This window comes from Arachnia propionica, assembly GCF_900637725.1.
Lineage (GTDB): Bacteria > Actinomycetota > Actinomycetes > Propionibacteriales > Propionibacteriaceae > Arachnia > Arachnia propionica.
Genome location: NZ_LR134406.1, coordinates 230,022 through 249,126 on the forward strand (window position 1 = coordinate 230,022; position 19,105 = coordinate 249,126).

General features: G+C 61.8%; 19 protein-coding genes. 12 read left to right on the forward strand and 7 right to left on the reverse strand.

The features are described 5' to 3' along the window. Positions 1 to 103 precede the first annotated feature (103 nt). The 8 genes from EL272_RS01045 to EL272_RS01075 all read left to right on the forward strand — a co-directional run bounded on the left by EL272_RS01045 (position 104) and on the right by EL272_RS01075 (position 8,595). Positions 104 to 448 carry a hypothetical protein gene (locus tag EL272_RS01045; protein ID WP_014845357.1) on the forward strand — a complete coding sequence of 115 codons (345 nt, stop codon included), beginning with the start codon at positions 104 to 106 and terminating at the stop codon, positions 446 to 448. Further along, positions 448 to 3,285, forward strand: coding sequence for a hypothetical protein (locus EL272_RS01050; protein WP_061787342.1), 2,838 nt, complete (start codon positions 448 to 450; stop codon positions 3,283 to 3,285). The genes EL272_RS01045 and EL272_RS01050 overlap by 1 nt, the downstream gene beginning before the upstream one ends. 19 nt (positions 3,286 to 3,304) lie before the next feature. Then, complete coding sequence (locus EL272_RS01055) at positions 3,305 to 3,970, forward strand: hypothetical protein (protein ID WP_126409298.1); 666 nt, start codon at positions 3,305 to 3,307, stop codon at positions 3,968 to 3,970. 307 nt (positions 3,971 to 4,277) lie between these two features. Next, positions 4,278 to 4,751 (forward strand): hypothetical protein, encoded by a 474-nt coding sequence (locus EL272_RS01060; protein ID WP_126409300.1) that lies wholly within the window; start codon positions 4,278 to 4,280, stop codon positions 4,749 to 4,751. A 329-nt stretch (positions 4,752 to 5,080) separates the two neighbouring features. Then, positions 5,081 to 5,482, forward strand: a complete 402-nt coding sequence (locus EL272_RS01065; RefSeq protein WP_073969993.1) for a hypothetical protein — start codon at positions 5,081 to 5,083, stop codon at positions 5,480 to 5,482. A gap of 210 nt (positions 5,483 to 5,692) precedes the next feature. Continuing rightward, positions 5,693 to 6,211: a hypothetical protein gene (locus EL272_RS15570; protein WP_123823938.1), complete on the forward strand. Its 519-nt coding sequence runs from the start codon at positions 5,693 to 5,695 to the stop codon at positions 6,209 to 6,211. Positions 6,212 to 6,447: 236 nt separating this feature from the next. Further along, positions 6,448 to 6,765 carry a hypothetical protein gene (locus EL272_RS01070; RefSeq protein WP_157682447.1) on the forward strand — a complete coding sequence of 106 codons (318 nt, stop codon included), beginning with the start codon at positions 6,448 to 6,450 and terminating at the stop codon, positions 6,763 to 6,765. A gap of 177 nt (positions 6,766 to 6,942) precedes the next feature. Beyond that, positions 6,943 to 8,595 carry an alpha/beta hydrolase gene (locus EL272_RS01075; protein WP_244926132.1) on the forward strand — a complete coding sequence of 551 codons (1,653 nt, stop codon included), beginning with the start codon at positions 6,943 to 6,945 and terminating at the stop codon, positions 8,593 to 8,595. A 161-nt stretch (positions 8,596 to 8,756) separates the two neighbouring features. On the opposite strand, the gene EL272_RS01080 is transcribed toward EL272_RS01075, so the two are convergent. Both EL272_RS01080 and EL272_RS01085 read right to left on the reverse strand, forming a co-directional pair. Beyond that, positions 8,757 to 9,956: a hypothetical protein gene (locus tag EL272_RS01080; RefSeq protein WP_126409301.1), complete on the reverse strand. Its 1,200-nt coding sequence runs from the start codon at positions 9,954 to 9,956 to the stop codon at positions 8,757 to 8,759. Positions 9,957 to 9,959: 3 nt separating this feature from the next. After that, positions 9,960 to 10,409, reverse strand: a complete 450-nt coding sequence (locus EL272_RS01085; protein ID WP_061787339.1) for a hypothetical protein — start codon at positions 10,407 to 10,409, stop codon at positions 9,960 to 9,962. A gap of 576 nt (positions 10,410 to 10,985) precedes the next feature. On the opposite strand from EL272_RS01085, the gene EL272_RS01090 reads away from it, so the two are divergent. The 3 genes from EL272_RS01090 to EL272_RS01100 are packed head-to-tail and all read left to right on the forward strand — an operon-like array spanning position 10,986 to position 13,293. Beyond that, a complete protein-coding gene (locus EL272_RS01090) occupies positions 10,986 to 11,807 on the forward strand; it encodes an ABC transporter ATP-binding protein (protein ID WP_061787337.1) in 822 nt (273 codons plus the stop codon). Continuing rightward, positions 11,795 to 12,643 carry an ABC transporter ATP-binding protein gene (locus EL272_RS01095; protein WP_014845367.1) on the forward strand — a complete coding sequence of 283 codons (849 nt, stop codon included), beginning with the start codon at positions 11,795 to 11,797 and terminating at the stop codon, positions 12,641 to 12,643. The genes EL272_RS01090 and EL272_RS01095 overlap by 13 nt, the downstream gene beginning before the upstream one ends. Further along, positions 12,640 to 13,293 carry an ABC-2 transporter permease gene (locus EL272_RS01100; RefSeq protein ID WP_061787336.1) on the forward strand — a complete coding sequence of 218 codons (654 nt, stop codon included), beginning with the start codon at positions 12,640 to 12,642 and terminating at the stop codon, positions 13,291 to 13,293. Before EL272_RS01095 ends, EL272_RS01100 begins: the two co-directional genes overlap by 4 nt. A 242-nt stretch (positions 13,294 to 13,535) precedes the next feature. Here the strand turns inward: EL272_RS01100 and EL272_RS01105 are convergent, their stop codons facing one another. Next, positions 13,536 to 15,131: a Na+/H+ antiporter gene (locus tag EL272_RS01105; protein WP_014845369.1), complete on the reverse strand. Its 1,596-nt coding sequence runs from the start codon at positions 15,129 to 15,131 to the stop codon at positions 13,536 to 13,538. 270 nt (positions 15,132 to 15,401) lie between these two features. Further along, positions 15,402 to 15,632 (reverse strand): hypothetical protein, encoded by a 231-nt coding sequence (locus EL272_RS15860; protein ID WP_061787335.1) that lies wholly within the window; start codon positions 15,630 to 15,632, stop codon positions 15,402 to 15,404. Positions 15,633 to 15,676: 44 nt separating this feature from the next. Between EL272_RS15860 and EL272_RS01115 the strand changes: the two genes are divergently transcribed. Then, on the forward strand, positions 15,677 to 15,976 hold the full coding sequence (locus EL272_RS01115; RefSeq protein WP_159424531.1) for a DUF2087 domain-containing protein: 300 nt from the start codon (positions 15,677 to 15,679) through the stop codon (positions 15,974 to 15,976). Between the two features lie 29 nt (positions 15,977 to 16,005). Here the strand turns inward: EL272_RS01115 and EL272_RS01120 are convergent, their stop codons facing one another. From EL272_RS01120 to EL272_RS01135, 3 genes are all read right to left on the reverse strand, one after another. Beyond that, on the reverse strand, positions 16,006 to 16,800 hold the full coding sequence (locus tag EL272_RS01120; RefSeq protein ID WP_014845373.1) for an ABC transporter permease: 795 nt from the start codon (positions 16,798 to 16,800) through the stop codon (positions 16,006 to 16,008). Further along, complete coding sequence (locus tag EL272_RS01125) at positions 16,793 to 17,758, reverse strand: ABC transporter ATP-binding protein (protein WP_061787333.1); 966 nt, start codon at positions 17,756 to 17,758, stop codon at positions 16,793 to 16,795. Before EL272_RS01125 ends, EL272_RS01120 begins: the two co-directional genes overlap by 8 nt. Before the next feature lie 512 nt (positions 17,759 to 18,270). Continuing rightward, complete coding sequence (locus tag EL272_RS01135; RefSeq protein ID WP_061787331.1) at positions 18,271 to 18,954, reverse strand: TetR/AcrR family transcriptional regulator; 684 nt, start codon at positions 18,952 to 18,954, stop codon at positions 18,271 to 18,273. Between the last annotated feature and the right edge of the window lie 151 nt (positions 18,955 to 19,105).

Consider the following 19,105-nt stretch of genomic DNA (forward strand, 5'->3'; position numbering starts at 1 on the left):
CAACCCGTGCGGGCTCGGAGAGTTTTCTCGGTTCCCCTACCGGAGGGGTGCCGGGTTGGATAGAGTTACGGGGTGAGCCAATGGTGGCAGGAGGTCAGTGCTGATGGGTGATATTGAGTTCAATCGTGCGGCTGTGGGCATCAATGCGAAGAAGGATTGGGAGGATGCGGACAATTTCGGGCAGGTTGGTGCGTATATTGACAAATTACCGAGTACCGGAATTGCTTACCCTCTGCCCGCCGGTCCCAACGAGGGAGTGCAGGCCTTGGCGTCGAAAGCTTTGAATTTTAATCAGGTGACGAGATGGGCGGCAGCGGAGTACTCGGATGCCTGTGGCGTTCTGGGGTCGGGGCAGGAGCAGGTGATCTCGAATTATGACGAGACGGAAAAATTCAATGATGAGAAGTTCCAGAGGATTGCATCGAGGATGAGCGGAGGCGATCACTGATGACCGTCCGGGGCAAGGATGTGATGCCGCTGCCGCCTGATGTCCGGGATGCTGTTTCCAGGCTTGCGGAGGGTTATCGGTATGCGCGGGGGATGATCCAGAGCACACAGGTGTATTCGTGTCCGGCGTACAGGGTGCCGGAGTGGGTGGGGGAGGCGAAGGACGCCTATATGGAGTCGATCCGGAGGCTCGGTAAGCATACGCATGGTTTCGCTGGGGTATTCGTGTCGCCGGCCGCGGCATTGGGGCAGTGGTCGGATGCGGTCGACGTGGCCATTTCGAAGACCGTGCCCGAGCTGTGGGAGCGCTATGACCAGGCAGAGAGGAATTACCAAGGAAATCTTCAGGACCTTGCGGAGCGCGTCCGGCAGGAGACGGATGCTGGCCGGCAGGTTTCCGCTGAGGAGATAGCGGATGAGAAAAGGACCCTCTTGGAGCTTCGCGACGAGGACCAGGCCAACATTCTCGCCGAGTACAAGGCGGCCATGACGGCTCTTGACGCGGTGGCCGGGGAGGTCGCCGGGAAGTTCACTGCAGCTCTGGATTCCTTTGTAGAGCCGGGGAAGCAGGGGTCGCGCAATCAGGTTGGCTCGGCGTTGTTCAATGATATTCCCGTGGTGGATGGTCAGGCCGAGTGGGAGCAGGCGCAAGAGCTGGCGCCGCAGGCCGCGAGGTATCTGAAGAACTCCTCGCCAACCCCGGATGAGATCATGGAGTTCAATGCCAAGTATGGGGGGATGTGTTCGAATCCCTTCTTCGCGCAGGCGCTTGCACAGCACGTCACGCCGGAGGACATGACCAGGTTCCTCATCAAAGCGGAGCAGTATAAAGGGCAGCTGGCCAACAGGGATGCTTATGACGAATCTCTGAAATCCCTTTCTGCTTCCTTGGGGTCGTCGATGGTGTTGTCTACGGGAGGGATGAATGCGGATCCGGCGAACGCGCATGATCAAGAGGCTTTTTCTGCTGCTAAAGCAGGACTCGTAACTGATTCCGGTAAATCCATAAGCGCCCTGACCAGCGCCAGGCTGAATCAGTGGAAGACTGTTGGGAATACCTTGTACCGCAGCGATGGTGCTGCCGTCGGTGCGGGGCAGGAGTATCTGGGTGGGAACTATGGACATCATTATGGGTATGAATATCTGGGGACGCTGTTGTCCAGTGCCGCCAATTCGAATCCCAACTTGGCCCTCGGTGCCGAATTCCTCAACGAGAAGTCGTCGTCAGGTGGTGTTTCTGGGTCACTGGCGCAGGACATCGTTGCCTTCGACCACAAGCATGGCGCGGAAATAGCGCAATACGGTGGATATGGAAACTGGGGCCAACAGTTGCCTCCTGGAGGCAACCGGAATGCAACGGATCCTGTGGAATCCATGCTGAAGCTGATGGATGAGCCGAGCTCTCTGCACGACGGGTCTTTGGACGGGGTCCCGCAGCATCAGGACTCGATTTCGGATCAGAATGCCAAGAGGTTCGAAGCCGTGCAGAAATTCCTGACTTCCGATACGACCTTCGATGTGAATGCGGAAGATGTCCCTGCGCGCGAGAACAAACTTGAGGCGAAGGGGCCGATGAACATGACTCGCTACCTCACGGGGTTCCGAGGCAATGAGTATTATTCTGGTACTCAAGATGGCGGGGACAGCCTGGGTCGGGTTTTGGCTCAGGCAGCTGCGGTCGAGACCGAGCCACGTGGGCTCGATATAGAATCCGAAGAGTACAAGGAGTGGCGTGAGCGGTCCAAGCGTGCCGCGCTGGTTTCTGGAAATTTCTTGCGCGGATACCAAGAGGGATTGGACATCAAGAACAACCTCATCAACGGAGAGGATCCCTTCGGGGCCCAGCACAGGTCTTTGCGGAACTGGGCAGGGTCCATCCTCGCTCCGCAGGTGGAAGGGCTCACCAAGTCTTTGGGTAAGCCTGAAGGCAGCGCTCCAGTTGATGTGGCTCCTCTGACGGGTGAGAATCAATATTTGATCAGCTTGAATGAAGACTGGTGCAAACGGATCCTTGGGCCGAATGGTTTGTTCACCGATCTCGGGTTCGACCAGCCGCTCGCCAACGGACGTGAATCTGCCATAAACGTGCTTAGAGTGGCTGCCCACGCATCATACGAGAAGGACCTCTCCGAGGTTTTTGCTAGCAGGAATACTCTTGGGGAAGGTTCTCCCGGAAGTAGTAATGCGTTGACCATCAAGGATGCGGTGAAAGGTGTCCAGAACAAGTGGGCGCCCATATTGAACGATCTCGCGTATTCTCCAGCGGCCGCATCGGAACAGGCTGGGAAGGCATTGGATGCAAACAATGCTCGATGGAACTCTCTGATTCAGAAAGGGCTCGGCGCGATACCTTTCGGCAGCATCATTGGTGAGGGACGCAATGTTGCGAAGTGGCTGGTTGAGCAGACAAAGAGCGTCGGAGTGCCAATGGCATTGGATGCTCTTCTCGATGAGAACAATGCAGAGGTGGCGCGCCAAGAGGGGGTCGCTGCTGGCCACAAGGAACGAAAATGGGCGGACGATGTGTTCTACCAGGCCGTTTCAGAAGGGAAGTACTGGGGTGAGGACGAGAGATTCTCGCCCAAAAAGTATATTGAAAACAGTGGAAGAGAGGTTGTTAATTTTCTTGACAGCAATGGTGAGGTCAAGCCGTACAACCAGATGACTGAGAGAGAGAAGGAGTCGTTCCGGAGGTATATCTCCGCAGAGCGGACGACGAGGGCGGATGGGGTGATGGTCGGGGGATTGAATCCGATTTATAGGGAAGCCCCCATTGCGATGGATGCCGCCATGAACGATGCTGAGACCAAACGTAAAGAGTTTATGGGGAAGAAGTAATGAGTAGCCGGATGTAAGGGTGGGTATTGTGTTTGATTTCAGGCGGTGTGTAGCTGCCGCTGTTGTTGTGGTTCTTGGTTTGTCGGGTTGTGGTGTTTCTTCGGATGGTGTGTCTCCGAGTCCTTCTGTATCGTGGGAGGAGCGTGATACTCCGGATATTGTGACCATTGCGGTGCCTGATGGGTGGGAAGTTCTTACGCCCGGGGAGATTCCCGGGACAGCGAATTTCATGCTTGTCAGTGATCGTGAACCGCGTGGTCAGGAAGGGATTAGTATCGGTAATTTTTCTCCCAAGATTGTTGGGATGCATGGTCCTGATGTTGACGTGAAGTATAGGCGGGATGAGGGGGTGGAGCATGGTACTGCTCAGGAGAATTTGGTTGGGCGGGGGATCCCGTTGGAGCCGAGGTTGATTGCTGGTGTCAAGGCGTGGGGGTATGCTGCGACGGCGACTTTTGGTGAGGAGAACACCTATCCCATTCAGCGGTGGTTTCTGTGGCGCGAGGACGGGGTGTGGCTGATTTCGGTTGCTGGTTTTGCGAACACCTCTGTGATTCCTGCTGAGTTGATTGGGGCATTGGACACTATTTCTTTCATTCGTCCGTCGGGTACGCCTGCTGCGCCGTATACGGTGACTACCGCTTCGCCGTCTCCTGGGCCTTCGCCCAGCGTGACTGAATCGTGAGGGTGGGGCATCGGTAGGCCGGGTGTGTCTCGTTATGTCATGTGGAAAGATTCTGTCGAGGTTGTGGAAGATTTTGTGGCGTATACGGTACAAAATCTTTTCAGGCGTCATGTGGGAGGAGGGTTGAATCCTGTTCGCTAAAGGGCCTCAAGGTGTTCTTTTTGTTTTCAGTGTTTTGCTGGTGGTTCTTGTGTCAGGATGTGGGGGTGGTGCTTCGAATCCCAGTGCCTCTTGGGTTGAACGCGAAGTTCCGGATGCGGTGGCCATAGCGGTGCCTGATGGGTGGGTTCTTCTGGATCGTGAGGAAGTGAATGATCCTCGTAGTTTGGTGATAGCCAGTAGTCATCATCTCCCTCCGGTAGAAGGTATTCAAATTCATAATTCTCCACCTGATGTGGAGGATGCGCATGGGCCGGATAATGATATGGAGTTCCAGCGAGATCAGATGGTGTCCAGCCTGCTGAAGACTGATTATGCAAGTAGCGTCCGGGCTTTGGAGCCCAGAATGATTGGTGGCACGCAGGCCTGGGGATACTCCGCGATGATTACTTATCGTGATGGTAGCACTGTCCCCACTCAAAACTGGATGTTGTGGCGTGAAGACGGGCATTGGAGTATTGATGTGAAAGGTTTTGCGAACACTTCCGTGATTCCTGCGGAGTTGATTGGTGCTTTGGATACTATTTCTTTCATTCGTCCGTCGGGTACGCCTGCTGCGCCGTATACGGTGACTACCGCTTCGCCGTCTCCCGGGCCTTCGCCCAGCGTGACTGAATCATGAGGATGGGTCATCACTGGGCCGGGTGTGTCTCCTTATGTCGTGTGGGAGAAGTCGTGTGGGAGAAAGGATGATTGTGAGGCGTAGGGGGGGGTGTGTTGGGGCTGGTTGCTATTCCGTTTGCCTCTGGTGGTGTTGGTGGGTGTTCGTCTGCAGGGCCTGTGTCTGATCCGACTGCTTCTGCTACGGCTTCTGTGAAGAGGCGGCGTTCCACTGTGGTTATTGAGCCTCCGGAGGGGTGGCAGCTTTATTATCCTCCGGAGAGGGTCGTTGGTCCTATAACGCGTGTTATTCGGTTCGCTCATCCGGGAGATGAGGAAGAGGGCATCGCTGTGGATTTTCTCGAGGGTGATGCGCTTCGAAAATACTCTAATCATGTGAAATTTGATCCCTATACTGGGAAGCTTGATGTCGAAGCCTACATGAGTGTCTGGGTTTCCCAGGAGGGCGTGAGGCAGTATCCGGATACCGAATTTCTTGGTTCGCGGTATTTGGGTGGGGAGTTGGCTGCGGGTGCTTCTTTCACCCGTAAGACGGACAAAGGGGTGTCTCATGCGTGTCAGTGGTGGATTGTTTGGCGCGATGATATTCGGTGGGATTTTGAGTTGTGTTCTGCGCCGGATGCTTCGGTGATTGCTCCGGAATTGATTGCGGCTCTTGATACCGTTACTTGGGTTGATGTCCCGCCGAGTTTCAGGTGCTCTCCGGCATTGAGCTCTGATATAAATTGTTGACTCTTGGTGGGATTCGTTTGTTGGGTGGTGGTCTTGTGGCTATGGTGAGGTTGGTGGTGATCGGATTTGGGGTGAATTGTGTTTGATCTCAGGCGGTGTGTAGCTGTCGTAGTTGTTGTGGTTCTTGGTTTGTCGGGTTGTGGTGTTTCTTCGGATGGCGTGTCTCCAAGCCCTTCTGTATCGTGGGAGGAGCGAAACACTCCGGATATTGTGACCATTGCGGTGCCTGATGGGTGGGATGTTTTGTCGCCCGGGGAGATTCCCGGGACAGCGAATTTCATGCTTGTCAGTGATCGTGAACCGCGTGGTAGAGCAGGGATTCGGATTGGTAATTTTTCTCCCAAGATTGTTGGAGGGCATGGTCCTGATGTTGACGTGAAGTATAGGCGGGATGAGGGGGTGGAGCATGGTACTGCTCAGGAGAATTTGGTTGGGCGGGGGATCCCGTTGGAGCCGAGGTTGATTGCTGGTGTCAAGGCGTGGGGGTATGCTGCGACGGCGACTTTTGGTGAGGAGAACACCTATCCCATTCAGCGGTGGTTGTTGTGGCGTGAGGACGGGGTGTGGCTGATTCTGGTTGCTGGTTTTGCGAACACCTCTGTGATTCCTGCTGAGTTGATTGGGGCATTGGACACTATTTCTTTCATTCGTCCGTCGGGTACGCCTGCTGCGCCGTATACGGTGACTACCGCTTCGCCGTCTCCGTCTCCTGGTGCGACGGAATCATGAGGACAGATCATCGCGGTCTTCCGGAGCTCCATGCTGTTTTCTGCCGACGCGTCTGCGCGACCCCGGGCGGACACGTTCCCGGGAAGCGGTTGATGCTCCGTGTCCGGGATCCTGGCTTGTCAAGGGCGGTTCACCGCGGTTTACGGCGACACGCGCAGCGGGTTGGGCTGACCTCCGTGCGAGCTAGCGTTGGCTAGGCCAACCAACAACGACGTATCAGGAGTGGGAGGTCAATGGTGAGCGACCTGAACATTGTGACAGGTGACTTGGAGGCCCTGTCGACGGATGTGAGCAACGTGGCAACGGAGATCAGCGGGGTGAGCGTGACGACCGACATGGCCGACGCCCCCTCGGCGATGCCCGGATCCTCATCCGCCGGCTCGATCACGTCAGCGGCCAGCGCCATCGAGGGGCGGCGCAGTTCCGCCCAGACGTGCTACGAGGACTTCAGCGCCGATGTGACGACCGCGGCAAACAACTACGGAGTGTCCGAGGCGAACGTCGAGACGGCCATGCGTTCCGCAGGGCATGTCGACACAGACGCAGCCAATTGATTGGAAAGGTTGTGAATCATGGCTATTTCATGGAGTGATGTCCAGCAATGGAATCCGGCGAACCTGAACACCGCCGTCCAGAATCTGACCAGTTCCCGTCAAACCTTGACGACTGAGGCCGATAACGCGGTTTCCGCGAAAGGGAGGGTGCAGTCATCGGGTGCTGCGGTGACCGCCATGCTTGGTTCGTTGGGCTCGCTCAACGGGAGTCTTGACCGCGTCGTTAATGACGTCTCCGAGCTCATGATGGCAACGGCCGATGCCTCCGACGGGGTGTGGGACGTCCAGACCAAAGTGGCCGAGTGCACCTCCTTCGTGGAGCAATACCCCTACCTCAGCATAGGGGAGGACGGGACGGTGAACTGCGAGGAGGAGCAGGCGACCACCATGGAGCAGGCGGCCCCGAACGGACCCGGCCAGACGGCCACCAGAAACGCCGACCGGCAAAAGAACGCCCAAGAGCTGAGGGATTTGATCAAGGCCGCCATTGACTGCGCCGTCGAGGTCGACAACGACTACCTCAAGAGACTGAACGCCTTGGCCAACGGCACGTATGTGTGCGCGGAGACGGCGGCCAGCGACTCCCAGGGCCTGCCGGATCTCCCACAGGCCGGCTGGTCCGCAACTGAGGTGTCGGTCTGGTGGAATGCCCTGACCGAGGCGGAACGCAGAAAACTGATCGAGAAACACCCCGACGCAATCAGGAACCTCGACGGTCTCCCCGGAGGCGCCCGGGACGAGGCGAACCGAAACGTCCTGGAGAGAGAAACCACAGCCGCCGAGAATCACCAGAAGAGCGTCCAGGAAAAATACGATGCCGAGCAGAAGAAAATCGACGCAGCCCACAAGTGGGCGGTACTGACGAACTCCGGAAACAGTGCGGGTGTTCTGATCAAGCCGCCAAACCCCTTTGAGGAAGAATTGAAACAGGCCAATCGGCGGGTTTCCGATCTGGCCAAACTGAACGAACTCGCCGGTGTGATGGAGGAGGACGGTTCCGGCGGGTACGCGACGGGCGCCGACGGGAAACCCAGGCACCACTACCAGTTGCTCACCTTGGACGTGCCCGAGGGGTACGACAAGGACGTGAAAGCCGCCGTTGCCGTTGGCGACGTGGACAAGGCAAGCAACGTTGCCACCATGGTTCCCGGGATCGGAAACACGGCCAGGAACGGCATGGACGGGATGCTGAACAACGCCGAAGCGCTGCGTACTGCCGCCGGCGCCGACAAGACGGCCGTCGTCGCATGGATCGGCTACGACACCCCGCCGGGCCTCCTGGAGTCCGATTCCAACGGGAGCCAGACGGATTACATGACACCCGCGAGAGCGGACGAGGCGGCTCCGGCCCTCAACAGCTTCGAGGAAGGCCTCCACGCGTCGCACCAGAGGCAGGGCGTGGACCCCAACCTGACCGTTCACGCTCATTCCTACGGATCCCTCGCCGCCGGCACCGCCCTGATGGACACGAAGACGGGTGTCGTCGACGCCGCCCAGTTGCATGGATCCCCCGGGGCGCGAGCCACCGACGCGCACCAATGGAACGTTCCCTACGGTCACATGTATGCATCTGCCAACGGACATGATTATGTCGCGGGCTTAGGGCCCGACAATGCATTCGGGAATGATTTCGGACCGGACCCCCGGTATGTTCCCGGAGTGGGGAAAATCGCCTCGACCTCCAATGGCGGGCATTCCGACTACTGGAACAATCCCGAATTCATGGAAGATGCCGCCCAGATAACGGCGGGTGAGGATCCGTCCGTGAACCGCGCCGACAACGCGGCGGCGGCCTCTGTCAACGCCAGACATTCCGGACAACACCACTGAGAATCCGGACGACGCGAAGGGAAACCTCCGGAGACGCCGTTTGGGCGGAACCGTTGGGTGAACCCATGAAGCGGGGCTCATGACCCGATCGTCATGAGCCCCGCACGTAGCGTGTTCAACGCTGCCCCGTGAAAAGTCGCCGTACGCCGGCTAATCCCGAATCACCAGGCGTCCCCGTCATCCGTGTCCAAGGGACGAAGAGAAGCGGCGTCGCCCGCCCCGAACGATGAGGAATCGACGGACCTGCTGGCGTCGTCGTCGACCCGGACCACTTTGTACCCCTTCGTGTCGCGGGAGTTCTCCTTCTCCTTGGAGCTCCCCGCGCCCCCGGCCCCTCCGTAGCCGTAAGGCATCGTTCCGGGACGGAGGGCGGAACCGGGGGCGCCGGCGCGGGCCGCCCCCAGGGGCAGCGCGGCATTGAGGTTCCCGGCTCCCTTGGCGGCCAGGGCGCCAGCACCCAGAACCCCGCCGGCTATGCCTGTGGCCTTCGCCCCGCTCCCCGAAGCGAGCCCCGGAGGAGAATAGTCGGCGCGCCAGCGGGGATCGTCTGCATTCAACACGTCGGCGGGAACATACCCGCCCACGGGGCCGTCCGGGGTCATGCGGGCATTGATGGGGTACTTGAGCATGTCCCGGGGCCACTGAAGATTTCCTGTGCCGCCCCGGGGATCGTGGGTCGTGCGCAGCAGTGTGCCATCGTCCCCGGGATGGAACCTCCCGAACGGCAGGGCTGAACCGGCGGTGCCTCCGGAGAGGCCGCCCGCGCCCATGGAGCGGGGAGAGGACGCGGAGGAATGGGAACCCCCACCGATCCCGCCACTCCCTGCGCTTCCGGATCCCCCGCCGTCACCCTGGTTCCCGGAGTCCACCGTCACTTCGGCAGCTTCGTTCAGGGCGTTGTTCATTTTGTCCAAGATCGCGCCGGCGGCTTCCTCCCGCTGGCGGTTCCGTTCCTCCATGAGATTGGCGTAGTAGGTGTCGCAGGGAATTGTCTCGCCGGCCACGCTGACTTCTTTCCCCTTGTGCCATTCTTCCATCTCGTGATGCGATATCAAGCTTTTAGATATGGTCCCGAAACTGGCCACTGCCTCCGTCATGGCGTTGCAGGCCGCTTCGTGATTGCTGCGCAGCGTTGTGAGGTTTTTCTCGTGCATCTCGAAAAGCGCTATGTAGGAATCCAGTTTCCTCTCGATCGCGGTCTTTATCATGCCGGTGATTCCGGGATTCTGCCTAACCCGGGCCACGATTCCCTTGGCTGTCTCGATATGCGACCGGATCTCGTCCATGTCGGAGGTTCCCTGATCCGCGGTGTTCAAATTAGCCACCGCGGTCAGTCTCTCGTACAAAGGGCTGTCAGGCATTGATCAAACCTCCTTTGCGCGCCCGAGGCCCGGCGCGTACGGTCTCATGGGGTCGCCGTCAGATAATCCCGGACCCTTGTAGTACTCCTTCAGGGCATCGGGTATGGGAGCGGACGGTTCCGGGCTTTCCAGTCTCTTCATCAAAGCCCGCTGAGCGGCCACGACGTCGTCTTCGTGGGATTCCAGGGATGTGACGGTGTGCTCGAGGGCCTCCACGAAAACCCTGAGCTGCTCCGCCAGCGAACGGAAGTCGTCATGTAGGGCGTTGAGGTTCTTCTCGTATTGCGCCTTGTAGGCCAGCGCACCCGCCTCAACGCCCCAACGGCGCTCGTTCTGGGATGAGGCCATCATGCTGCTTCGTCTCGCCGCCCTGGTGGCCTCGGGGGCGGCCCACTGGCTCACCAGGTCCTTCGACGCCTTCGTCTGGGCGCTGTCGTACGTGAATTCATTCATCAGCTGCTCCTACCGGGGAGGTGTGGAAAACATGATAGGGGTCGGTGTGGTCCGCGGTGGAGGGTTTTCAGAAAGTTCGTTCCGCGGACTCCGGAACGGCCCGACGGGCTCTGGACGGGTGGTGTTCCCGCCCGACCCAGAAGCGGGTTTCGTCTCGGGAGAGTACGCGGACAACGGCGAGTGACCCGCCGGAAAACAGGCCCTTGACCTTGGCGTGGCGTCATGGCCTTGACTTGCGAGTGTTGGCCCCGGGAGCCAACCTGCCAGCAACCACACAGGAGGCGCGATGATGGATGAACGTTTCATCATCCGGCGAGCCACGGTCGGGGACCGCGGTTGTGTTTCGGTTCCGTCGGTTTCCGGCCCACCGGAAATCTGGACCCGTCCCCGGGCCCACCGCTGCCGAGGGACGGTGCCGACCTCATCCACCTGCAACTCCTCATCCCGTCGGAGCCGTGACATGAATGTGGTTCTCCGAGAACAGGCGCCGCGGATCCCGAAGAAGAGGCAATTGCCCCGGGACCGCAGGGAATCCCTTTCCCGATTGGAACTCATGAACACAAAGGTGGGTTGACGATGACGATCAGTGGTTTCTTCTCGAGCGAACTCAAATCGGTGGGGGAAGCCGCCGAACCGGCCCGCGCCGTGGTCTTCGTGCAGGGTCTTCACAAGTGGCACGGGATGTTCGAGTCCCTCCGGGGCGTCGACTTGGAGGTGACCCGTGGCGAGGTGGTGGTGATTCTGGGGCCGGACGGCGCAGGAAAGACGACCCTGATGGAAATACTGGGAGGTGTGCGTACCCCCTCCTCCGGTGTCGTGAAGGTTTTCGGCGAGGACCCGAGCTGCGCCGGTGAGGCGTGGCATGCGCGAACCGGCACGGTCCTCCAGATGTGGCGCGAGAACAGCGGGTGGCGAGTCCGTGACCTGCTCGAGTACTGCGCCGCGCGTTACGCATCGATCAGGACCCCCGGCTGTCCGCAGCCGCGTCCCGTGGGTGATGTGCTCGAACTCGTCCGCATGACCGGGAGCGCCGTGAAACGGCTCGGGGCGTTGCACGACGGGCAGCGTCGACGGTTCGACATCGCGTTTTCCCTCATCACTCGGCCCGAGATACTCCTCCTCGACGAACCGACCAAGGACTTGGGACCGGCCGCACGCGGCGAGTTCCACGAGGTCATCCGCTACTTGGCAACCGGGGAGGGCATGACTATCATCCTCACTACCCGCGATCTGGCCGAGGCGCAGAGGATCGGTGACAGGGTCGCGGTGTTGATGCAGGGCCGGTTGGTGACGCAGTGCGCCCCAGCGGAGGCGTGGATGCGATACCCGGGTACCCCGTGTGACTTCCGGGACCTGCTCGGTCACAACTGGAAGGAACAACCTCGGTGGAGATCCTGAACGTCCGCGGCCTGTGCAAGCGGTACCCGTCCTTTGAACTGAAGGACGTCTCTTTCGCGATGCAGTCCGGCACCATCATGGGATTCGTCGGCAGGAACGGCGCGGGAAAATCAACGACGCTGAAGTCGATGCTGAACTTCGTCCACCCCGATGCGGGCGGTGTCGAGTTCTTCGGGCTCGATTTCCGGAACCACGAACTGGAGATCAAGGAACGCATCTCCTTCACCTTCGGGGAGGTGAACTTCTACCCGAAGAAACGGATCCGGGACGTCACCGACGTGTTCCGCCGGTTCTTCCGGTCCTGGGACGAGACCGCCTACCGCTGCCTGCTGGAGCGTTTCGAACTCGTCGAGACCAAGAAACTCGACGAACTCTCCCAGGGCATGCGCGTCAAATACGCGGTGGCGTTGTCGCTGTCGCACGGGGCCGAACTGATTCTCCTGGACGAACCCACCAGCGGGCTCGACCCGGTTTCCCGCGACGACCTGCTCGACGTGTTCCGTGATGTCGTCGCCGAAAATGGCGCCAGCATCCTGTTCTCCACCCAGATCATGACCGACCTGGAGAAGTGCGCCGACACCATCACCTACATCCACAAGGGCAGGATCCTCGCCAGCACAACCCTGGGGGAGTTCACCGGCGCCTACCGAAACGTCAGCGGCGAATCCGCTCGAACCGGCGACGACGTTCGCGGACTCCTGATCGGCTGCCGGGAACGCGACGGCCGGTTGGAGGCGCTGATCCGCGCCGAGAACGCCCCCACCGCCGAGGCCAACGGCCTCCAGGTGGGCGCGGCAGACCTCGAATCCATCATGATCCACCTCGAGCGGAAGTGACCACCGCCGTGAAAAACCTGCTGCTGAAGGAACTCAAACTCGCGAACCTGGTGCTTCCCGTGGTGATGGGATCGCTCTGCCTCCTCATGCTCATCCCGACCTATCCCCTCTACGTCGGGCTCATGTACATGTGCCTCGCGGTGTTCTTCACCGTCATGCACTTTCGTGAGGCCAACGACGTCTACTTCTCCATGCTGCTGCCGATCCGGAAACGCGACGCGGTGCGCGCCCGGGTGCTGCTCTGCTGCCTCTTCGAGATCGCCCAGCTGGTGGTAGCCATCCCCGTCGCGGTGCTGCGCAACGTGCTCTACGAATCGAACCCCGCCGGAATCGAGGCCAATCCGGCTCTCTTCGGTTCCGCGCTGATCATGTTCACGATCTTCAACTTCCTGCTGCTGACGATGCACTACAAGACGGCCCACAACATCGGGGCACCGTTCGTGGTGGCGGGCGTGGCGGTGCTGCTCTACATCAGTCTCGCCGAGGTCCTGATCCACATCGTTCCCTTCCTCCGCACCCACCTGGACGTGGTGGGTGAGCACGTCGGGACGCAACTGATCGTCCTCGCGATCGGGGCCACGGTTTTCGTCGCGGGCAACATCCTCACCTACCGGGTCGCCGCCGCCCGCTTCGAGAGGGTCGACCTGTGAGCAGGCGATCCCCTGCCACCCTTCACCGGAAGGTATGGCCTCCCGGGCCACCGCACATCCCGGGGCCCGGGAGTTTGTGAGGTTTTCCTGATGAGACGGTGAGGGCTCCCCGAACCGGGGAGCCCTCACAACGTATCCCGTGGTTCCGCGCGCTACCTGTTCTTGCGCTCGTCGATGATGATGGCGACGACGATGATTCCGCCCCTGACCACCCTCAACCGTTTCAGAACCGTTTCAGAAGGTCACTCGTAGGGGAGGTAACCGTTGCGGTGGATCTCCTCCAGATCCATGCGGGCCCGCAGGATCCGGGCGGTCTCGTCGCTGATTCTCCGTTCCCGGACGAACTGGCCCAGCAGCTCCCGTTTCCGTCGGAGAACCGCCCCGTGGAGGCGTTCGAGGGCGACGATCTCCGCCACGTCCTCCTCCTCGTCGTCAGCCCCGATGTGGGCCGCGATGTCGTCGAGGCGCTCCTCCATGGCCTCGGCGACCCGTGGGGAAACCCCTGCCTGCTCGGCCAGGGCGGGCAGTTCGGGGCGAACGGCCTCCAGGATCGCCAGCCGCCCCTCGGTGGTGAGCTGTTCCTCGGTCAGCTCGGCCTCTTCGTCGTCGCCGGTGTGACCGCCCTTGGCGGCCCACGCGATCACCTTGGGCAGCAGCGGCCCCTGCACCGCCATCCCGATCACGATCGCGAGGGCGGCGACGAGAACCACCTCGTCGCGGTAGGGGAACGGTGAACCGTCTTTCATGGCCAGGGGGATCGACAGCGCGATCGCCAGGGAAACCCCGCCGCGGAAGGCCGAGATCGCGCTGACGACCCGGGCCCGGTAGCTCAGGCGCCGTTGCCGCTGTTCAGGCCGGCGGTCGAGGGCGCGGATGATCATGACCGTGATCTGCAGGAACACGAAACGGGAGACCACCAGGGTCACGGCCACGCCGACCGCGATGCCCGCCAGCGTCAGGAGCTCGGAGAAACTGAAGTTGACGACCAGCAGGCGCGTCTCGATGCCGATCAGCAGGAACAGGGCGCCGTTGAGCAGGCTGGTGGCCAGCGGCCAGAAATGTTCCGCCTGGGTCCGCGACTCGGGGGTGCTGAGCTGGTTCGACAGCGTCGAGATGATCAGGCCCGCCACTACCGCCGCCAGCACACCGGAGGCGTGCACCAGTTCCGCGGCCAGATAGGCGGCGTACGGGGTGACCAGGAGGGCCATGTTGATGGTGATGGGCTCGTGGAGGCGACGAAAAGCCGGGTAGGCGACCGCGGCGACGGCGATACCGATGAGGATCCCACCGAAGAACGAGACCACGGCCATGCGCGTGATGTCCCAAGGGGTGTACTGGCCGCCGAGCGCCAGGCCGACGGCGATGGTGTAGACCACCAGGGCGGTGCCGTCGTTGGTGAGGCTCTCGGCCTTCAACAGCATGAACTGGCGGCGGGGCAGGCCCTTGGCCAGGGCGGCCGCGGCGGTGGCATCGGGCGGGGCGACGGCGGCACCCAGGATCAGGGCCGCCTCCCACGGGATCCCCAGCGACGACGCGATCCACGCCACGGCGAAGGCGGTGGCCACCACGAACACCGTCGAGGTGATCAGGATGCCGCGCAGGTCGCGTCGGATGGCGTTCTTGGAGGTGGTGAGGCTCTCCCAGAACAACAGGCCCGGGAGGAACAGCAGCAGCACCACCTCGGGGGGCATGTGAAGACTCTCCAAGCCGGGTACGAAGGCCAGCGCGAACCCGAGGAGGACCTGCGTCAACGGCACCGGAAGACGCAACTTGGGGGCCAGGGCGTTGCCCGCCACCACCGCAATCCCGACTCCGACCGCGATGATGAGACCCTCCATGCGCCACCCTTCCCTGAATTCCCTCGGCGAATCCCCGACTTGGAGCCGGGCTGGTTGAATTATCTCCCATGTCCCCAAACCGGCTTTGTTCTTCTCAGAACTGGCCGTGTCGAAACTGTGGTGACCGTGTCTGGGAGCTGGGGTCGGGTCTGTTTCGGCTGCCGGAGGTTTCGACTCAGCCGTTCGCTGGCGCTCACGTGCTGGCTCAACCGGCTTCAGAGGAAGGGCGCTCACGTGCTGGCTCAACCAGCTTCGGGGAAAAATCGGGGACTACTTCGCGACCTCCGTGTCGTCGACCTTGGGGTAGTGGTGCCACTCGTGGAAGTCGGCACGCGGCGACAGCTCCTGGTCGTTGAGCCGCACCGCACCGTTCTCGCTGGTGTCGAGGATGGCCTTCATCTCCCGGTAGGAGGAGTCGAAGCGACGCATGAAACCGACGGTGACGAGCTTCTTGCCCGCCTTCTGCTCGGCCTCCATGATGCGCGCACAGGTCTCGGCCATCTCATCAAGGGTTTCTCCTCATGGATCTGCCTAGAATGCGGCCCATGGACACTGCCTTGTTCGAGGAACGAGTCAAGGAGATCCCGAGGTTGAGGAGTTGCCTCTCCGGTGGCCGGGTCGAGCGCTGGCCGCGAAAACAGGCGCTGCGTGACATGCTCTTCGACATCGTCGTCGGCTGCATGCAAGAAGGGCCTACATGGACGGAGCGTGAGATCACCCAGGAGCTGGCCGCGATCACGGCGGACCCCGTGACCTTGCGGCGCGCCCTCATCGACGAGGAACGGCTGGTGCGCTCACCTGACGGAAGCCAGTACTGGCTGGCATCGAAGGTTGCGTCCGGGTAGTCGCTTCCGGAGGACAGGCGTGCCGGGACTCAGTCGCGGCTCACCAGGGCGCGGATGCTGAAGAACACGCCGAAGGCTGTCCATGCGCTGAGGACGAGGACGTCCTGCATGTCAACCGGGTAGGTGTCCGACAACAGCCCTGCCCGGATGAGGTCGCCGGCCGGCCGGAAGGGCAGCACGTCGTGCAGCGCCTGGAACCAACCCGGAAGCTGCGAGGCCGGGAAGGTGACCGGCGAGAACAGCATGACGAAGAAGACCAGCACCTGGCTGATGAGCTGGGCCAGCTGCGGTGACAGGAGCACTGCGAGCGCGTAGCCGACCGAGGTTGCCATGACCGTGACCAGGAGCCATCCACCGATCAGCGGCAACCAGGCGAAGCTGTAGTCGAACCCGTAGCGCAGGTGTGCCACCAGGACGGTGACCGGGATGGCCGGCGCCGCAATCAGGGCCCAGACGACCAGGTCGGAGATGAACAGCAGCAGCCGGGGCACCGGCAGTGAACGCAGGTAGGTGAACTGGCCGCTGGTGCGTGCGTGCGCGACGCCCTGGGGACACAGGACCAGGCCGATGACCATGATCATGACCGTGGGTGCGCCCGCGGAGAGGAACTGGGCCGTGGGCACGTCGATGCTCGGGATCAGGAACCCGAACCCGACGATGACGGCGCCGGCGACCAGGGCCTGCACCAGGGTGAACAGCGGAAGCATCGCCCCGTTCTGGGCGAGGTTCCAGCGGAAGAGGACATCGTTGATGGTCCAGTGGCCGACCGGCTCGGGGACCGGTCGGACTACCCGGCTGGTCGGCTGGGTCGTCAGCTCAGACATTCGCGAACTCCTGGTTCGAAGCGGTGGCAGTCACTGTGAGGTAGGCGTCTTCCAGGGTCACGGGGGTGAGGGCGTAGCCCTCGATGTAGTCGCGCGAACGCAGCTTGTTGGCCCAGGACACAGCCCGTGCTGCGTCGTCGGCGGAGACGTTGAGCATCACGCGCCGCCCGATGCGGACGCGACGGCTCACGGCGAAGGGGGTGGAATCCTCGGTGGGGTCGATGCCGTCGGGGTTGAGGGAGACCTCGAGGCGCAGATCGGCGTCGATGCTGGCGCGCAGCGACGTCGGCGACCCGGCGGCCACGACACAGCCACGCTCGAGGATGACGAGTTCGTCGACGACGCGCTCCGCCTCGACGACGTTGTGGGTGACGAGCAGGACGCCGGCCCCCTCGTCACCGAGGCGGCGGACCATGTCCCACAGGCGGCGACGGCGCGATGCGTCGACATCGTTGGTCGGCTCGTCGAGGATGACGAGAGGGACCTCGCTGACGGCAGCCATGGCGAACGCGGTGAGTCGACGCACACCACCGGAAAGACCGCCGCCCTCGGGCAGCGCTCGGCGCTTGAACCACTCACGGATGTCGAGTTCGTCCGCGAGGCGCTCGGCCGCGGCGCGGGCATCCGCGCGGGACATGCCTCGAAGCTCACCGGCGATCTCGATGGCCGACTTCGGCGTGAGACCGTCGAGAGGCGCTTGGGCCTGCGCCTGGAGGGCGACACAGCGTCGCACCGTGGCTGGGTGTGCCACGGCGTCCACTCCGGCGACCCGGATGCTTCCGCTGTCCGGGCGAAGAAGGCCGACTACCTGTGAGACGAGGGTCGTCTTGCCTGCGCCGTTATGGCCCAGCAGCCCGACGACCTCGCCGGCACGAACCCGGAGATCGACCTGGTCGTTGGCCACGACATCGCCGAAACGCCGCGTCAAGCCGTCGACCTCTAGTACCACATCGCTCATGATGACTCCCTGTACGGTGACCCGACCAACGGCCCTTAGGAATCCATACCGTCGGTATCGTGATTCCGACGGTATGTCACATACCGCCGGTATGTCAAGGGACCGACGACACTCACGTAGAGTCCCCGCGTAGGTAGGGGCCGTACCTCACGTAGTTTCCCCCGGGAAACGGTGGGATGGGGCCACGATGGGGTGTGGAGGTTGAAGAGAGTCTGTCGACGGCGGCCAGGATCGAGATCACTGAGAAGTACGCCCGGGCCTATGCCGAGGCACCGAAGAAGGGCAAGATCCAGATCCTGGGCCAGGTGGTCGAGGTCACGGGCTGGAACCGGGACCATGCATCCTCGAATACGCGCACGGTGTGGGGGTTCCTCTTCCCCAGTTCAGTGGTGGCAAGCTCGTCAAGGGCAGCCCTGGCCGCGCCCGCGTCTGAGGCCTGGCGGACCGGTTTGAGCGCGGCCGCGGTGATGCTCGAGGAACGACGCATCCGCCGACGGATCGACCTGCCCCGCTCAGTCGTGCGGCGGCTCGTCGAGCAGGTTCATGATCCGGTCCACGTCGGCCAGCGGAGTGGAGTGAGCACCATCGGGGGCCGGCCCGCTCGTGTCGAGGAGCAGCCGGCGGAGGCCGTCTCGCAGCAGCGGGCCGTCCACGTCGGAGACGCCACTCAGGAACAGGAGCGTGGCCCCCTGATCGAGAGCGGCCATGAGGTAGCCGATCTGGCGGGAGGTGAGGGTCTCGCCCTCGCTGCGGCGTCGGTCGGCGAGGCGGCCGTAGGCGTCCAGGAGGGCGCGCATTCGCTCGCCGAGGGCGCTGGTCAGGGAGGGGTCACGGGCGGCAGTCGTGATGAACTCGAGGGTTGCCAGACCGAAACCACGGACCAACTCGGCGGGGTCCATGGAGATGGACTCGTCGATCTGCGCGCCGGTGGCCCGGACGGCAGACTCGAACGGGTCCCAGTCCTCGCCGCGCAGCGCGCCCAAGTTGTAGTCCATGACCGCGAGGAACAACTCGGCCTTGCTGCCGAAGTTGGAGTAGACAGCTCCCTTGGAGAAGCCCGCCTGACCAGCCACGGAGTCGAGGCTGGCGCGGTTGTAGCCGTCACGACTGAACGCGACCAGAGCGCCTGCGATCAAAGCGTCTCTGGTCTGCTGCTTCTGCTCGGCGCGGGTCCGTCGGGGGGGGAGGGCAGGCACTCACGCAGTTTCCTCACGTAGTACCTCACTGTCAAGTCCCCGGGAAACGGGGGCCTTACCTCACGTAGTTTCCTCGGGTAGCTTGGGCTAGCTGGCTTTGGTTTTCAGGGCTGTGGGGTCGGGGGCTTTCCAGGTTGGAATGCCATGGGTT

Bases quoted from the DNA above. Each gene is read 5' to 3' on its own strand.
- EL272_RS01045 (WP_014845357.1), top strand. From the start codon at position 104: ATGGGTGATATTGAGTTCAATCGTGCGGCTGTGGGCATCAATGCGAAG.
- EL272_RS01050 (WP_061787342.1), top strand. From the start codon at position 448: ATGACCGTCCGGGGCAAGGATGTGATGCCGCTGCCGCCTGATGTCCGG.
- EL272_RS01075 (WP_244926132.1), top strand. From the start codon at position 6,943: ATGCTTGGTTCGTTGGGCTCGCTCAACGGGAGTCTTGACCGCGTCGTT.
- EL272_RS01080 (WP_126409301.1), bottom strand. From the start codon at position 9,956: ATGCCTGACAGCCCTTTGTACGAGAGACTGACCGCGGTGGCTAATTTG.
- EL272_RS01085 (WP_061787339.1), bottom strand. From the start codon at position 10,409: ATGAATGAATTCACGTACGACAGCGCCCAGACGAAGGCGTCGAAGGAC.
- EL272_RS01090 (WP_061787337.1), top strand. From the start codon at position 10,986: ATGACGATCAGTGGTTTCTTCTCGAGCGAACTCAAATCGGTGGGGGAA.
- EL272_RS01105 (WP_014845369.1), bottom strand. From the start codon at position 15,131: ATGGAGGGTCTCATCATCGCGGTCGGAGTCGGGATTGCGGTGGTGGCG.
- EL272_RS15860 (WP_061787335.1), bottom strand. From the start codon at position 15,632: ATGGCCGAGACCTGTGCGCGCATCATGGAGGCCGAGCAGAAGGCGGGC.
- EL272_RS01115 (WP_159424531.1), top strand. From the start codon at position 15,677: ATGGACACTGCCTTGTTCGAGGAACGAGTCAAGGAGATCCCGAGGTTG.
- EL272_RS01120 (WP_014845373.1), bottom strand. From the start codon at position 16,800: ATGTCTGAGCTGACGACCCAGCCGACCAGCCGGGTAGTCCGACCGGTC.
- EL272_RS01125 (WP_061787333.1), bottom strand. From the start codon at position 17,758: ATGAGCGATGTGGTACTAGAGGTCGACGGCTTGACGCGGCGTTTCGGC.